At 47.7% G+C, this 15,205-nt stretch carries 11 protein-coding genes; 4 read left to right on the forward strand and 7 right to left on the reverse strand.

The genetic code is table 11. The annotated features are described in order from the left end of the window. The first annotated feature begins 715 nt into the window (after positions 1 to 715). Positions 716 to 1,459, forward strand: a complete 744-nt coding sequence (locus tag NE536_RS21375) for a DUF599 domain-containing protein (RefSeq protein WP_261273956.1) — start codon at positions 716 to 718, stop codon at positions 1,457 to 1,459. A gap of 93 nt (positions 1,460 to 1,552) precedes the next feature. Beyond that, positions 1,553 to 1,729: a helix-turn-helix domain-containing protein gene (locus NE536_RS21380; protein WP_006082937.1), complete on the forward strand. Its 177-nt coding sequence runs from the start codon at positions 1,553 to 1,555 to the stop codon at positions 1,727 to 1,729. Between the two features lie 337 nt (positions 1,730 to 2,066). Here NE536_RS21380 and cyaB read toward each other — a convergent pair whose 3' ends face one another. The 3 genes from cyaB to cydD all read right to left on the reverse strand — a co-directional run bounded on the left by cyaB (position 2,067) and on the right by cydD (position 6,448). Further along, positions 2,067 to 2,654, reverse strand: a complete 588-nt coding sequence (gene cyaB / locus NE536_RS21385) for a class IV adenylate cyclase (RefSeq protein WP_261273957.1) — start codon at positions 2,652 to 2,654, stop codon at positions 2,067 to 2,069. Between the two features lie 93 nt (positions 2,655 to 2,747). After that, the gene (cydC, locus tag NE536_RS21390) at positions 2,748 to 4,499 is read right to left on the reverse strand and encodes a heme ABC transporter ATP-binding protein/permease CydC (RefSeq protein WP_261273958.1); all 1,752 of its coding nucleotides are present in this window, start codon (positions 4,497 to 4,499) and stop codon (positions 2,748 to 2,750) included. After that, the gene (cydD, locus tag NE536_RS21395) at positions 4,496 to 6,448 is read right to left on the reverse strand and encodes a heme ABC transporter permease/ATP-binding protein CydD (protein ID WP_261273959.1); all 1,953 of its coding nucleotides are present in this window, start codon (positions 6,446 to 6,448) and stop codon (positions 4,496 to 4,498) included. Before cydD ends, cydC begins: the two co-directional genes overlap by 4 nt. Before the next feature lie 279 nt (positions 6,449 to 6,727). Between cydD and NE536_RS21400 the strand changes: the two genes are divergently transcribed. Further along, positions 6,728 to 7,246, forward strand: a complete 519-nt coding sequence (locus NE536_RS21400; protein ID WP_261273960.1) for a type II secretion system protein — start codon at positions 6,728 to 6,730, stop codon at positions 7,244 to 7,246. A gap of 111 nt (positions 7,247 to 7,357) precedes the next feature. Here the strand turns inward: NE536_RS21400 and NE536_RS21405 are convergent, their stop codons facing one another. Then, positions 7,358 to 8,404, reverse strand: coding sequence for a DUF3626 domain-containing protein (locus NE536_RS21405; protein WP_261273961.1), 1,047 nt, complete (start codon positions 8,402 to 8,404; stop codon positions 7,358 to 7,360). A 582-nt stretch (positions 8,405 to 8,986) separates the two neighbouring features. Here NE536_RS21405 and NE536_RS21410 point away from each other — a divergent pair. Next, positions 8,987 to 10,507: a DEAD/DEAH box helicase gene (locus tag NE536_RS21410; RefSeq protein WP_261273962.1), complete on the forward strand. Its 1,521-nt coding sequence runs from the start codon at positions 8,987 to 8,989 to the stop codon at positions 10,505 to 10,507. Between the two features lie 198 nt (positions 10,508 to 10,705). On the opposite strand, the gene NE536_RS21415 is transcribed toward NE536_RS21410, so the two are convergent. The 3 genes from NE536_RS21415 to NE536_RS21425 all read right to left on the reverse strand — a co-directional run bounded on the left by NE536_RS21415 (position 10,706) and on the right by NE536_RS21425 (position 14,658). Continuing rightward, entirely contained in the window at positions 10,706 to 11,803 is a 1,098-nt protein-coding gene (locus tag NE536_RS21415; protein WP_261273963.1) for a hypothetical protein, read from the reverse strand. Positions 11,804 to 12,091: 288 nt separating this feature from the next. Continuing rightward, positions 12,092 to 13,468 (reverse strand): ATP-dependent RNA helicase DbpA, encoded by a 1,377-nt coding sequence (gene dbpA / locus NE536_RS21420; protein WP_220593009.1) that lies wholly within the window; start codon positions 13,466 to 13,468, stop codon positions 12,092 to 12,094. 332 nt (positions 13,469 to 13,800) lie between these two features. Next, positions 13,801 to 14,658 carry a pirin family protein gene (locus tag NE536_RS21425; protein ID WP_261273964.1) on the reverse strand — a complete coding sequence of 286 codons (858 nt, stop codon included), beginning with the start codon at positions 14,656 to 14,658 and terminating at the stop codon, positions 13,801 to 13,803. Between the last annotated feature and the right edge of the window lie 547 nt (positions 14,659 to 15,205).

The following is a 15,205-nucleotide window of genomic DNA, read 5'->3' on the forward strand; positions in this document are numbered from 1 at the left end:
GTTAGCAAGACCAATGTCCCAATCAAAAGATGGAACATGCATAACTCTTTTGGGACTAACAGTCCGACACTGAAATCACAGAGTGCACCATCCCCTCGGAGTTGCCGCAGGCCATTTGCGTTTGTTGCGTGAGCGAGGCATGGTCATTCTCGTGCATCTGACCCATAGGGAAATGGGAAATGTCAGAATGATGTATGGAACATCATTGACCATGCACTTCACGACATTCAAGCATCCTGCCTATCAGATGCAGAGATAGCGTCAGTCGAATCAGACATCAGATGACGCTAATGTTAGATAGGTGAGCCAAGGCGATTTGCGAAGACGACCGTCCGCACCATGGATGGGGCGGTCGAGCATCCAAGGACGGACTCGCTGCGTGTCGGTGAGCGAATGCCGTGGCGAACCACTTTCGGGAGATATTTGTAAACATTAAACACACAACGGCTATAGTTACAAAGTCTTCCTCAATCTGCACGCGGCTCCGAGATACGCCTTAATGCATTTTTCTAACTCACTTACCTTACAAGAATTTTCCTCAAAACTGAGTATCACTCAGCGAGAGGCTTCAAACCAATGTGAGCGGCTTCAAATTGTGACTAGGTGAGATTTGAAAGCGATACCAGGGGATTGCGCCTAAGAGATAAAAACCTTCATAATCGCCATTCAATCAACCGATTTTTTACTTTCTCAAAGTCACTTTCTCAAGGCAACTATGACATTCTCGCTATTAGATATTTCTGCATTGGTGTGGTTTATCGTTTCTTGGGCTGGCTATACCGCCTTTGCCAGGCGTAAGGCGAAAAATACCGACTGTATTGCCCGTGGTCTGCATAAGCATAGAATTTACTGGATGCTTGAGGTGATGACCCGCGGCGTACGGGTGGGTGATGCGGCGCTGCTGGCCAACCTTGAGCGCAATATTGCCTTTTTTGCCTCGACCACCCTGTTTGTGCTCGCGGGTGTGCTGACCTTATTTGCGCAAGTTGAACGACTAGAAAGTGTTATTGCGACGATTCCCTTCGCCACGCCACCGAATCATGCGCTGGTGCAAGTCAAACTCGCCTTGCTAGTCAGTATTTTTGTGATGGCCTTCTTCCAGTTTACTTGGTCGATGCGCCAATACGGTTTTGTGAACGTGATGATAGGCGCGGGTCCTTTAGATAGCGATGGCTCAAACGACAATCTCAAAGCCTACGCAAGACAGATGGCGACGGTACAAGATCAAGCGGCGCACTCCTATAACTATGGCTTACGCGCCTATTACTTTTCGATGGCAGTATTGTGCTGGTTTGTGCACCCAATACTCTTTATCTCGGCGAGCTTATTTGTGGTCGCAACCTTATATCGCCGCGAGTTTAAGTCCCGCGCAGTTCTAGCGATCACAGCGGCAAAAGGGCATCTGCAAATAGAGAGCCAAGTGCGGGAAACGGCACGCAACCACAAAATAGAGTCATAACCTTAGCGGTTTAGGTCGCAGGTATCATCTTGGTTGAAATTATTGTTCTATACTCTTTGGGTTATGTTTCTATTGAAATACTGGGAGAGTGCTATGAGCGATAACTTATTAACCTTAGATGAAGTGTGCAAAATGTTAGATAAAACACCTGCGACCATCAAACGTTTCGCTCGGGAGAATTTACTCTCGAGTGTTCAAGATGGTGACGAATTGAAATTTCCTGAAGCGGAAGTGAAACGCTATCTCGCCTTTTCTCAACGCTTAGGCTAAAACGCATTTGGCAATTAACGGCAAATAAAGCGGGGTAACCGCAGCTTAAATCGTTTGATTTTGAGTTTAAGTTTGTGAAAGTGGCTTGAATGTAAATGCGATGCTTAAGTTTAAATACAAGGCTTAAGTTTAAGTCGTCGATAGCGAGTTAAAACAAACCTTGAATGCGGTATGGACAGTGACGCTCAAAGGGATTTGAACTAAGCCATAGCGGTTTGTTGCGAGGGATTGCTTAGCCGGATTTAGCATCCGGCCATTAAACTTACACCGCTAATCTTTAAGCTATTAAACGTTAAGCCATTAAACCTCAAGCTTTTAATCCAACAAGATTGAACCATCACTGTTCATTTAAAGCCTGCTGCAACTGCCGATAGGATAACAACTCCCGCTGCGTTTCACTTAAACCCAAATCGGCGGCGAGTTGTTGTAATTGCGCTTCATATTTAGGCAACAAGGTTTCATCGTTAGTCATAATCGCAAGCTCGGCAAAATCTCCTAAGCCTTCGAGATGATCGATTGTTAGATGAAATTCACCGAGAAAATAGATACTGCGGCGCTTTTTAATTTCCAGTACGCACTTATAACCTAAGGTATGCAGCATACTTTTTGCCTTGGTCGCTTCTGTGATATTAACGGCTTCACAGCGGTCTTTTTCCGGCCCTTTCACTATCCACAGCATAATCCCCGATGGCTGCATCTCACGGATACACAAGCTCTTGTGTTCGCCTTTAAGTGATTGTGATGGCAGATCAAAGTAACAGTCATGCTCAAGATTATCTTCGAGCATGATCTCAGGATTTCTCATTTGCAAGGCAGCGAAAAAAGCGTGGCGATCCAATAAGCGATATTTAAGCTCGACCTCAAACTTACCATTAAAATGGGTATTGATTTGTGGGGCTAATGCTTCTGGCATCACAGGGTTCATCGATTTATATCCGCTTTTAATGGGTAAAATATATCGCTATTCATCATATTGAACGTCAAAGGTTTGAGCGATAAAGGCTTGAATACAGGAGGCTTAAGCGAGTCTTTGGTACAAGGCCTGATACTCTGCACTGTCTTCAATTAAGCTCTGGTGAGTGCCAGACGCAATAATCTTACCCTGACCGAGTAGATGAATGTGATCCATCTTCGCCATAGCAGTTAAACGATGGCTAATCATCAGCAAGGTTTTATCCTTAGCAAATTCAAACAGTAAACTTAAAATTTCTCGCTCGGTGCGCTTATCAAGCCCTTCCGTTGGCTCATCGAGCAATAGCAGCGGCGCATCACGCAGCAGCGCTCTTGCAACACCAATTCGGCGCTGCTCGCCACCCGAAAGCTGACGTCCACCTTCACCAATCCACACATCCAGCGGTTTATCACCCGTGAGTAAAGCGCCAAGTCCGACCCGCTGTAACACATCAATCAAGCGCGCGTCGTGGGCCGTGCGTTTCTCGTCTTCGATAACAGGTAGCGCTAATACTAAATTTTCCCGCAAGGTGCCCGCAAACAGATAGATGCGTTGGCTAATCACAGTTATCGCATCCCTAAGCCCGCGCTCGCTGTAATCTGAAAGAGGAAGACCATCGAGCTTGATGTGCCCTTGCTGGGCTTGCCATTCGCGGGTAATCAGCGCCAGTAAGCTCGACTTACCGCAACCCGTTGGCCCAAGTAGCGCGACTTTTTGCCCCGCTTTTATCTCAAGGGACAAACCTTGCAGCACGTGTTGATCGTCTCGATAACCAAAGTGGATATCTTCAATCTGCAATGCGCCAGATTTTGCCCTCAGGCCAGTATCGGCAACAAATTGAATATCGGCCTCTTGTTCAGTGATTTCATTAATCCGTGTCGCCGCCAATACGCAGCCAGACAAATGCTGAAACGCGCCCGCAATCGGCATCATCATCTCAACGCAGGCCATAGTGGCAAACACCATAAGCGCAAACATGGGGCCCGGCGGCACCGCATCACCCACACCTTGAGCGGCTAAATAAAGCATCATGATCAAGGCTGAACCAGTGGAGAGGATCAACATGGCTTGGCTGAGCGCAGTGATATTGACCATCGCACTTTGGCTGCGAAACAGCTCTGTCTGCGCATCATTCAGTTTTTGTCTGAATCTGTCGTTGGCGCCAAATAGGCTGAGTTCGGCTTGGCCTTGCAACATATCCAATAATTGCACCCGATAATGGCGCTTGGTTTCGAGCATAGTCCGGCTTGGCGCGTGTCCAAGGCGATAAAATAGCAGTGGCATCACCAGCCAAACGGCGACTAAAAATAGGCAAAGACTGAGGGCAAGTTTGGCATCGAACCAAGCGAGAAATAGATACAAGAACCCAGTCATCAGCAGTGATGCCGCCATAGGCGTAAGCAGTCGCAGATATAGATGATCTAGGGTATCGATATCGGCAACTAAGCGATTGAGCATGTCACCACGGCGTAGCCCCTGCAGATTTTTAGCACTGAGCGGCAAGAGTTTACGCCACGCCCAAACACGAAGCTCAGTCAGCAACTTAAAGGTCGCCTCATGGGTCGCTAAACGCTCGCCATAACGACTGGCAGTACGGGCAATGGATAAGAAACGCACACCGCCAGCAGGAGTGAAAAAGTTAAAGGACTGGGCCGTAACTATCGTCAAACCCGCGACCGCGGTAGCGGAAAGAAACCAGCCCGAAAGTGACAGTAAACCTATGCCAGCCATTAAAGTAATAATGGTCAGCAACAAGCCCACGGACATCATCAGCCATTGGCGCGAGAACAATCGAATAAAGGGGATTAGCACTTTCATTGGGCCTCTCCTTTAGTTGGCTCGGCGGCAATATCGACCGGAGTGTCACTATCAAGCTGCGTACCACTGCCACTGACCGATAACGGTACAAGTTCAATATCCGCCACGGACTCAATATTCTCACGCAGCAAGGTTTGGAATAAGCCGTGCGTGTTAGACAAAGTGGTAAAGTCGCCCCGCTGCACTATCAAGCCTTTATCGAGCACAAGAATAGTATCCATTTGATCTAACTGATCTAATCTATGGGTCACCATAATGCACATTTTACCCGCCATGGCCCGATTTAACGCAGAACTCACCGCCTGCTCACTCTGGCTATCTAAACTGGCCGTAGGCTCATCAAGGACAAACAAACTCGCCTTTTGCCCAAGCGCCCTTGCCAAGGCAATACGCTGGGCTTGGCCGACGGATAAACCGGAAGATTGCTCACCGACTGGCGCGTCTAAACCCAATGGCTGCGCCTTAACGAAGTCGCTAATATTGGCCTCTGCCAGCAAGTGCCACAGCCTATCGTCGGGCAGAGTGGGGTCGGCTAAAGCTACGTTATCCCGCACAGTACCGTGGAATAACTGCGGTTCTTGGCCCAGCCAAGCTAAATGCTGTCGCCAATGGGCTAAATCTAATGCGGATAACTCATGGCCATTGATCAGCAAATGGCCCTTATAGGGTAAAAATCCCAATAAGGCATTGAGTAAACTGGTTTTCCCCGCACCGCTTGGGCCAACTAAGGCTAAACGTTGATTGTCTTTTAATTCAAAACTCAGCGGGCCGAGTAAACGCGTGCCATCAACACTAAACACTTCAAGATGATCAGCACTCAGGGTTTCTATGCTATTGATACGCACTTGGCCGACAAACTCAGGTTCGGGATGTTCGAGCAAGGTAATCAAGGCTTCCGCGGCGCCGACGGCCTGCGCCTTAGCGTGGTAATGAGTGCCCATATCCCGCAGCGGTTGATAAAACTCAGGGGCTAAAATCAGAATAAACAGCCCAGTAAACAGGCTAAATGGAATACCGACTATTTGAGGATCTGTACTCGAGCTGATATTGGCATGGGCGCCATAGTAGCCAAAATCTAAGTGACCTAAGTAACTGAAACCAAAATAAACCGCCAATACTGCAATCGATACCGCGGCAAAAAACTCTAAGACTGCCGAGCTTAAAAATGCCATGCGTAGCACCGACATAGTGCGACTACGGAACTCTTCCGAAGCAGTGGCGATAACCTTTAGCTCAGCATCACCACGGTGGAAGAGTTTCAACGTGCTTAAGCCTTTTAATCTATCCATAAAGTGGCCGCTTAATCTTGCAAGCGCACTGAAATTCTTGCGATTCGCATCGGCAGCGCCCATGCCAACTAAGATCATAAACATAGGGATTAACGGCGCAGTGAGTAACAGAATTAATCCTGCCGCCCAGTTAATCGGGAATACCGCCGCTAAGATGAGTACGGGAATAAAACCAGCAAGGCTGATTTGTGGGAGGTATCTGGCATAAAAGTCTTGTAAATCTTCGACTTGCTCTAACACTATGCTGGCCCAACTGCCTGCGGGTTTACCTTTAATAAATGCCGGACCTAGCTTAGTCAGCTTGTCCATCACTGCCGCGCGGATATGACCACGAAGGCGCTTACCCGCCTCAAAACTGGCGCGTTCACGTCCATAAGCCAGCAAGGCGCGCAGTAACATCAAGGCGATTAACGCAATAAAATGAGAAGTATAAGCATCAATACTCACGCTGAAGCTGACCATTTGGGCATTGTCAGTTAGCGGTACGACTTGCTGCCCCATGATCACGCCATCCAGAATCGTCGCGATAATATAAGCCTGCGCGACCATAGCGACGGCGCTTATCATCCCAAGCCATAACGACAATTTAAGGAACAAGCCACAAGCTTTTTTCTGGGCTTTAAGCCAAACAAGAAGGGATTTTTCTAACGACTTATCCATGGTGCTCCAACAAGAAAACAATTAAGCGACTCGTAGCGAGGATCGGCTATCGATAACGACTCAGTTTACGGGGCTTGCAACGGCTAAAAAGTTCCGATAGGGGCGCAGTATCGCAGGCATCTAAAACAGATGAAACCCTATCACAGACTTTTGCTAGCGGACTCACAAAAACGAGCTAAAGATAAACAAATCCCTGAGTTAACGGAACTTTCCCTAGCACTAGCCTGTTTGGGAAAACTTAGGTAGCATGAACCTCTTTGTATTAATTATCTTCTACCTATGCCAAATAAACATGCCGGTTTTACCCTGATAGAACTCGTTGTGGTCATAATTATTCTAGGTGTATTGGCCGTAGTTGCTGCGCCTAAATTCATTAATATACAATCAGATGCCTATAAGAGTCAGCTATCTGGTGCACTGGCTTCGATGAAATCCGCCGTCACCTTGTTTAAAGCTAAGTCGGAAATTGCTAACAGCGGCACCACCAATCGAGTCGTTTACGACGGGATCCGTGGCGAAAACTACCAACCTTGGGCAGCAAGTGCCAGCGGTACAGCCCCAAGCGCCGATTACACTACGCCGCCAGAGATCTTTAAGGCTGCAGGGCTCAATGTCGATGAATGGTCCTATCGAATCCATACTACTGGCGGCACCTACCAAGTCATTGCCACACCGAAGCAAAAACTGAACCTTGATACGCCGACTCAAGCGCAAGTCGAAGCGACAAATTGCTATATAGACTACAAGTGGGAGACGACGGGAATCCCCACCTATAACAAGGTCGACACAGGTTGCTAGAACGACCTTAAAGCTGAAATATAATAGAAAAACAGCGAGCTAACCTGAGGTTATCTCGCTGTTTTGTTAGCGCCACATTTTACAATCAAACGTTTTTTAAAAACGTAATCCTCACTGCACTGCGCCGTATTTCACTAACACATGCCAGAGCAACTTAAGTTCATGGGCGACTTGGGCACGGTTACCGCGTTCGCGCCAATGCTGGGGTGAATGATATAAATCCCGCGCGGCCACACCTATGGCATAGGCATCGACTCTGTCTTCTATGGCGATACGATTAGCGAGCGATGGCATAGTCGGCCCGCGAAAATCGCTGGGGATCTGCGCCGTATGTAGGCTAAAACCATCATGATATTGCAGCTCGATATCATATCTGTCGCAAATTTTACTTAAGCTGGCGCCAATATCAGTGCCTTTAAAACTTGGATCGGCCACCAGCATGGCGATATCTTCATCGAGGGAAACATCAGCGTGGATCTGCGCCTCGATATAATGATCGAGATTATTCGATAACGGCCGCTCGAAACGTGACAGCAAGGAAGCATTGAGCTGATGTCCCAAATAATGAATCACATTTAGCGGCTTAAAGTCAGATTTGCCTAAGGCATAGTGACGCTCAAAACTCTCGGTCAGTAGCGCCGCTAACACATCATCGAAGCATGATAGCGTGCCCTTCTCTTTCGGATTGCGGTACGAGTCGAGATAACAAAAGGTTGAACGTGCCATCACACTGGCGTGGGTCAACAAATAGCAGCTACCAAAACGCGGCGCGGGGCCGTCCTGCCACATGCCTAGATCGAGTGCGCCATATTTAGGCCGAGATTTAGTGCCCTTATACACATCACCAAACAGCTGATTTTCCCAGTGATCCCTTGGGCCACCTAACTCAGGGGATAACTGACCGTTGGAAATATGGGTCTCAAACTGACTGCGGTATTGACCATCGCGCAGCAAACCTTCGGCTACTGTCATACCACGGCTGTCGATTCTATCGGGGTGAAAATGCAGCGCAATTCGGCCGCAGTTGAGCAATTGTTTGAGGGCGAGTTGCATCTCATGCATTGGGATGTTCGACATCTGCTGCACATTTTTAATCACAGCGACGGCCTGTTCACTGCGACCTCGAGCAAGGCGTTCAATATGCTGTATCGCTGTCATAATCCACCTATAAATGAGAGGCGTTTAACCGTTTCCCGCGTTGGCTCATCCTAAAATAAACACGAGACTCATCGCAAGCATGCAGAGAATAGATATTGATGAATTCTACTCCTATCGCCTTGAGTTTATACCACTCAAATTAATCTAGCGTGATCTAGCGCTAACTCACTCTAATTTTGGATAAAAAGAGTCGACGAGTTAACTTTATACCGGCCTGTTTAGCTGATTGAATCAGCCTGATAACCATACTGTACACTTGGGGAATCCATTAGACTCAACCGCACACTAAAATCATAGTAAAAGTGCGCCCCCAAAGCCTCTCGCAAAATAAAACGATACTTTGCAGGATGCCGTTTCACCCTCAATAAGCTCAAACTCGGCTAAGGAAACTTGCGCCTAAAAGATAAGCGAGACTGAGTTAAAGCCGCTGACAAGCGATTTATGTGCCAATATGAATGAAACCCGCCGCAAAAGTCTTTATTCGATAGCACTTAGGCCCCCGATCCTGTAAGCTGCACGCCCGCCAGCAGACCTGGCTATTGACCATAAATGCAGCAAAGCGTTGCCACAAGAGACCAATCTATGAGTTTTACCTCCCTGGGCTTATCGGCCCCGATACTTAAAGCCGTTGCCGAACAAGGCTACGACACACCTTCGCCAATCCAAGCTCAAGCCATTCCAGCTGTGCTTCAAGGCAAAGATGTGATGGCGGCCGCCCAAACAGGAACAGGTAAAACAGCAGGTTTCACCCTACCTATGCTCGAACTCCTGAGTAAAGGTAACCGTGCCCAAGCAGGCCAAGTGCGCGCATTAGTGTTAACTCCAACACGCGAATTGGCGGCTCAGGTTGCAGAAAGTGTTGAAACCTATGGTAAGAATTTAGCACTGCGCTCAGCGGTGATATTTGGTGGCGTGCCTATCAATCCACAAATCGCAAAATTGCGCCACGGTGTCGACGTATTAGTCGCCACACCAGGTCGATTGATGGATCTGTACAATCAAAAAGCGGTGAAATTCAGCCAGCTTGAAATCTTAGTGTTAGATGAAGCCGATCGCATGCTCGACATGGGCTTTATCCGCGATATCCGTAAGATTTTAGCCATTTTACCTAAGCAACGCCAAAACCTGATGTTCTCAGCCACCTTCTCCGATGAAATTCGTGAGCTGGCAAAAGGCTTAGTGAATAATCCGGTCGAAATTTCGGTCACGCCACGTAACGCGGCGGCGACCACAGTAAAACAATGGGTTTGCCCCGTCGATAAGAGCCAGAAATCGGCACTCTTGATCCAACTCATCAAGCAAAACGATTGGCAACAAGTGCTGGTATTCTCGCGCACTAAACATGGTGCTAACCGTCTAGCGAAAAGCCTTGAAGATGCGGGCATTAAAGCCGCCGCTATCCACGGTAACAAGAGCCAAACTGCGCGAACTAAAGCCTTGGCCGACTTTAAAAATGGCCAAGCTCGCGTACTGGTTGCGACCGATATCGCCGCCCGTGGTTTGGACATTGACCAATTGCCACAAGTGGTTAACTTCGACTTACCGAACGTGCCAGAAGATTATGTGCACCGTATCGGCCGTACTGGCCGCGCTGGCGCATCGGGTCAAGCCGTGTCACTGGTGAGCAACGAAGAAATCAAACTGCTGAACGATATCGAGCGTTTGATCAATCGCGTATTAGACCGAGAAATGGTTGAAGGCTTTAACCATGTATTGCCTGAGTCACGTTTAGGTGGCGGCGGAAAAAGCAGCGGTAAATCAGTACCAAGCCGTAGAAATACCCGCAGCTCAAACCAACCTAGCTCACGCGATGGCACCCCAAGAAGCGCCGAGCATAAAGATGGTCAACGCAGCGGTGACGTCGCGCGCGGCCACAAGCCAAACGACAAGAATCCAAGACACAGCGCCGATGCCAAACCACGTCCACCACGTTCAAACGATGGTCGAGCTAATAACGCAGGCGCTAGTCGTCCAAGTGAAAGCCGTTCAGGTGCTGGCGAAAATCGTGGCCAAGCGGGTGAGAATCCTTACGCAAATGGCCCAAAGAAAAACACCCGTCGCCCAAATAACGGTGCGAGTCGTCCAAGACATTCACAGGATTAATGCACCCGCTGAGCGAACTCGCTTGGCGATTTAGCCGCATTAAGCCCTAAAAAAACGCCCAACTCCGTCAGGAATTGGGCGTTTTTTTGTCTTTATTTATTGATGTTTAGCGCATTATCCACACATTGATCAATAACTCGCTTGAACAATCGCCGCTTTAAACAACAACCTAAAAAAAACTTTAAACAGCAACCTAGGTTAATTCGCCTTAATATCGGGCAACTGCTGCAGGACTTCATCCGTAAAATAGGGTTCATCTTCAACCCAAAAAATATAGTCTAGCCCTAGGTAGTTTTGTGCAAAATCCAGCAAGTCAGGCACAGTATTCTTTTTACCTGTTTTGGGATTAATCTGCCGCAAATTACCGTCTTGCACCGCCATGCCTTTCACTAATGCCGCTGGATATTCTTTAATAAAGGCGTAACTCTGTCCCATATGGCCTTTACGATATGGCATTAAATCTGGGCCACCTACGCCCATATTGAGCGCTTTGGCTTGCGCAAATAAGCCTCGCATATAGCCTTTGTCATTCCATGGCAGCCATTCGTCTGGCAAAAAGTTCAAATACACCATAGCGGTTGAATGCTGAAATGACCCAGCTAATACCTGCATGTTTTCGCCAATCGCATCGATATAGTCTTTAGGATTAAAATCACTGGGGAAGGTGGTTGTTCCGTCGGCGTTTTCAGTCCCCACTTCAATTGAGCTTTCACTAAAGTTAATACCAGTGATTTTCCCATCAAACTCTTGGCCTAGCTGGCGCACCAATTGTTGATAACGCGCACGTACTGCAGGCTCCCACATTTTGGCAGACCAGCCGTATTCGTCATCCGTCACAGGTTTATTGGGATCACGCTCTGGTGCACTCAACATGCTTTGCTTCAACACGCCGCCTTGATAAATAGGCTCATCGAGCAAATAAGCCGGCACATTGACTCTAGGCGTAAAGGATTTCTCTTGCAGCTGGATCCACAATTTTTTGCCTATCGAATCGAGATAGGCAATATCGGCCCTAATCGCGCTGAAATCATATTCGCCCAGCTTAGGCTCTAAACTGCGCCAAGTATAAACAATCTGCGCACCGCCAAAACGGGGATCGCGCAGCGCCTTGTCGGCGCGAATGTTTTCTCCGTTTTCCTCACGATGATTAATATAAATGAAGTGCTGTAACGGTTGCGACGCTGGTTGTGACTCTAATTGCCGCTCTGGTTGTGACTCTGGCTGCAACTCTGGCTGAATTGATGCAGCACTCGCTGCGCTCAAAAAGAGGCTTAGTAAAATAGTCCATCGAAACATAAATACTCCAAACCGATGCAGGCCTTATCACCTGACAAAGTCGTTAATCTGCTCATTTATTTTTTACTCAGAATCACTTCTACCACAGGCAAGCTGAGGGGCATATCAATTAAGCAGACAAATACAAAGTGTTACTTAACTTCCCGCCAGAATTAACATTTACAAAACAAACAGACTCAGTCACTGCATTAATCACACCCAACAAAAAAGGGAATAAACTTGAGTTTATTCCCTTTAAAAATAGAGCGAATTAAATCGAGGTACGATTCAACTCAAGCTAGGCCAAACTTACTTCATTGGCCAAGCGCGGTAAGATTTACCTTTAATACGGCCGCCAGTTAACTTGTTCAGCGCTTTCTTGGCAACCTTACGATTAACAGCTACATAGGCGCGGTAATCGGTCACTTGGATTTTACCCACCTGTGAGCCTTCGATACCGTTTTCGCCCGTCAGCGCGCCTAGGATATCCCCTGGACGCAGTTTTTCTTTCTTACCGCCATCGATCTGTAAAGTGATCATGGTTGGCGCAGCAGGCGTGTTGCCAAGCAAGCTTTCAGATGGCAGTGATTCGCTGGTAATTTCGCGATCTAAATACTCTTCTAACAAGGCAATCTTGTAACCGTCTTGGTCGTTATAGAAGGTATAAGCGGCGCCTTTACTGCCCGCACGGCCAGTACGACCGATACGGTGAATGTGCACTTCGGTGTCGTAGGCGACGTGATAGTTAAACACGGCATCGAGCGCATCGATATCTAAACCACGGGCAGCAACGTCGGTCGCCACCAATACGCAGGCACTCTTGTTAGCAAATTGCAGCAGGGTTTCGTCCCTGTCTCTTTGCTCTAAATCACCGTGCAGGGCCAATACGCTAAAGCCTAAACCTTCAAGCTCATCGGCCACTTTTTGAGTTTCGCGTTTCGTGTTACAAAACACTACTGCGCTTTCAGGCTTATGTTCTAACAACAATAATTGCAGCGCTTGCATACGCGCCTTGTCATCGTCTAAGCGATAAAAATGCTGGGCTATGCTTAAACTGTCGTGATTACCTTCCACTTTAACCATACTTGGGTCATACATGATTTGCTTAGCAATCGATTGAATTTGCTCTGGGAACGTCGCGCTGAATAGCAGCGTCTGACGCTCACGTGGCGCTTGTTCGATAATCGCATCGAGAGCAGGTTGAAAGCCCATTTCTAACATGCGATCGGCTTCATCGAGCACTAACATGTTGAGATTGCTTAAATCTAGACGATTGCGATCTAAGTGATCGACGATACGACCCGGCGTACCCACAATAATGTGCGCGCCGTGTTCCAGCGAGCCAACCTGCGGCCCCATAGGCACGCCGCCGCAAAGTGTCAGTACTTTAACGTTATGAATACCACGGGCAAGGGTACGGATTTCCTGCGCCACTTGGTCGGCCAACTCGCGAGTAGGACACAGTACTAAAGTTTGAATGCGAAAGCGTTTAACGTCTAACTTGTTCAGTAATCCTAAGCCGAAGGCGGCCGTTTTACCCGAGCCAGTTTTACCCTGACCTATCACATCCTGCCCTGCTAAAATGGGTGGCAAACTTTGCGCCTGAATTGGCGTCATCTCGTTGTAGCCCATAGAAGAAAGGTTCTCAAGCAGTTCGGGTTTTAGCTTAAGAGTCGAAAAAGCCATTGATGGATTAGGCTTAGTATCAGAGTTGCTCAAGGTGAATATCCTGTGGTGGGTAACGAAGCGGCTGCTAGGTTACTGAAATTGCGTTACTTATCGATTAAACTGGTCTATCAAGATTCTGGCTAGCTTGAGTTAAGAATAAAGCGCTATGCTCGCTCAACCCAAAAGCACGGCTATTGTAGCAACAAAGCGCAGCTTTTACCTCAAGTCCTTAAGCAATAGACATAGCTGGCGTGAACAGCAACAAAAAGCCCTGTAGGAATACAGGACTTAGGGCTAACTTAGATTTAGGTTTGAGTTTAGAATTCGCTCAGCGCGGCAGATTTAACAAATTAAGCGATGTGGCCGAAACGCCCTTCTTGATAATCGCGAATCGCCTGCTGAATTTCCGCTTGGGTGTTCATTACAAATGGACCCATCTGGACGATTTTTTCACGGATAGGTTTACCCGCAAACAGTAACATCCCAGCGCCGCGCTCATCGGCTTTAAGCTTAAGCACACTTTGGCTATCAAGCACTAAAAACTCGCCCTGATGATATGACCGCTGTGAATCTTCACATTTACTTAAGTCACCTTGGTACAAGTACAAGGCGACAAACTCATGTTGAGACAAATCAAGCGTGGCCTCAGTGTTTGGCGCTAGGCTCAAATCAGCAATGGCAGCCTCACCCGCTAATCCTTGTATAGCCGCACTAATCAGTGGTTGATCTTTAAAGCCCCAATCACCCGCTAAGGCTTTTAAGCTAGCGCCAGTGTTATTGGTCGCTTCAACGCTAGCGCTACCCGCAGTATCTTGATACTTAGCTGGACGCAGCTTGTCTTTGGCGGGCATGTTGACCCAAATTTGGAATCCATGCAGACCATCGACAGCATCGGCAAGTGGCATTTCAGAATGCACTACCCCGAACCCGGTACTCATCCACTGCACATCGCCGGCACGAATCGCCTTCACATTGCCCATTTGGTCACGATGCTCAAAACCGCCCTTACGAATATAAGTGAACGTCTCCATCCCGCGATGGGGATGTGCGGGGAAGCCGCCAATAAAATCTTGTTCATCATCGGATTTTATTTCGTCGATCATCAAGAAAGGATCAAATTTAGTCGTCACAAAATCGGCGACACGGCGAATATTGACTCCATCGCCATCCATCGCGGCTTTGGCGGAAAACTGACTTAATACTTTCATTGCTGCTCCCCTATAGGTTGAGCAAAGCGGTGCGTGAAACGCCAAAATACTGTGGTTAACACAAGACGCAAACACTTTGCTGATCGATGCAGAATAACAAGGAAGTTTACAAAAGAATAACGCGAAATCACGGCCTAAACATTCGAAAAAATAGAATGGTAGGCAGTTGATATCCACTCACACAGGTTTGCCATGGCATTAGCGTACCTGTAGATTTAAAAGACACACGCTATACACTTTTTGGACAGAAGTACTTTAAGAATTTCTGGATAGCACTGCTGAGGGCTCAAACTTGGTCATTTAATTCTTTAAGTGCTGGCTTATGATGAGCCATGGCATTCGCTCACCGACACGCAGCAAGTCCGTCCTTGGATGCTCGACCGCCCCGTCCATGGGGCGGACGGCCGTCTCGCCAATCACCATCGTTCACCTTTTGGGCACTAGTATAACCTGTCTGTATGAAGGAGATACCCAGCAAGCTTTGGGACAATTATGAGTTAGACCATTAGCTCAAATTAGGGTCTGTTGATCTTTGCTGTACAAATAG

Origin of the sequence: Shewanella septentrionalis (assembly GCF_025370265.1) — a bacterium.
GTDB classification, from domain to species: Bacteria; Pseudomonadota; Gammaproteobacteria; order Enterobacterales; family Shewanellaceae; genus Shewanella; species Shewanella hafniensis.

Coding starts and splice junctions, on each gene's coding strand:
- dbpA (WP_220593009.1), bottom strand. CDS start 13,468: ATGGCTTTTTCGACTCTTAAGCTAAAACCCGAACTGCTTGAGAACCTT.
- NE536_RS21400 (WP_261273960.1), top strand. CDS start 6,728: ATGCCAAATAAACATGCCGGTTTTACCCTGATAGAACTCGTTGTGGTC.
- cydC (WP_261273958.1), bottom strand. CDS start 4,499: ATGAAAGTGCTAATCCCCTTTATTCGATTGTTCTCGCGCCAATGGCTG.
- cyaB (WP_261273957.1), bottom strand. CDS start 2,654: ATGAACCCTGTGATGCCAGAAGCATTAGCCCCACAAATCAATACCCAT.
- NE536_RS21380 (WP_006082937.1), top strand. CDS start 1,553: ATGAGCGATAACTTATTAACCTTAGATGAAGTGTGCAAAATGTTAGAT.
- NE536_RS21415 (WP_261273963.1), bottom strand. CDS start 11,803: ATGTTTCGATGGACTATTTTACTAAGCCTCTTTTTGAGCGCAGCGAGT.
- NE536_RS21405 (WP_261273961.1), bottom strand. CDS start 8,404: ATGACAGCGATACAGCATATTGAACGCCTTGCTCGAGGTCGCAGTGAA.
- NE536_RS21425 (WP_261273964.1), bottom strand. CDS start 14,658: ATGAAAGTATTAAGTCAGTTTTCCGCCAAAGCCGCGATGGATGGCGAT.
- NE536_RS21375 (WP_261273956.1), top strand. CDS start 716: ATGACATTCTCGCTATTAGATATTTCTGCATTGGTGTGGTTTATCGTT.
- cydD (WP_261273959.1), bottom strand. CDS start 6,448: ATGGATAAGTCGTTAGAAAAATCCCTTCTTGTTTGGCTTAAAGCCCAG.
- NE536_RS21410 (WP_261273962.1), top strand. CDS start 8,987: ATGAGTTTTACCTCCCTGGGCTTATCGGCCCCGATACTTAAAGCCGTT.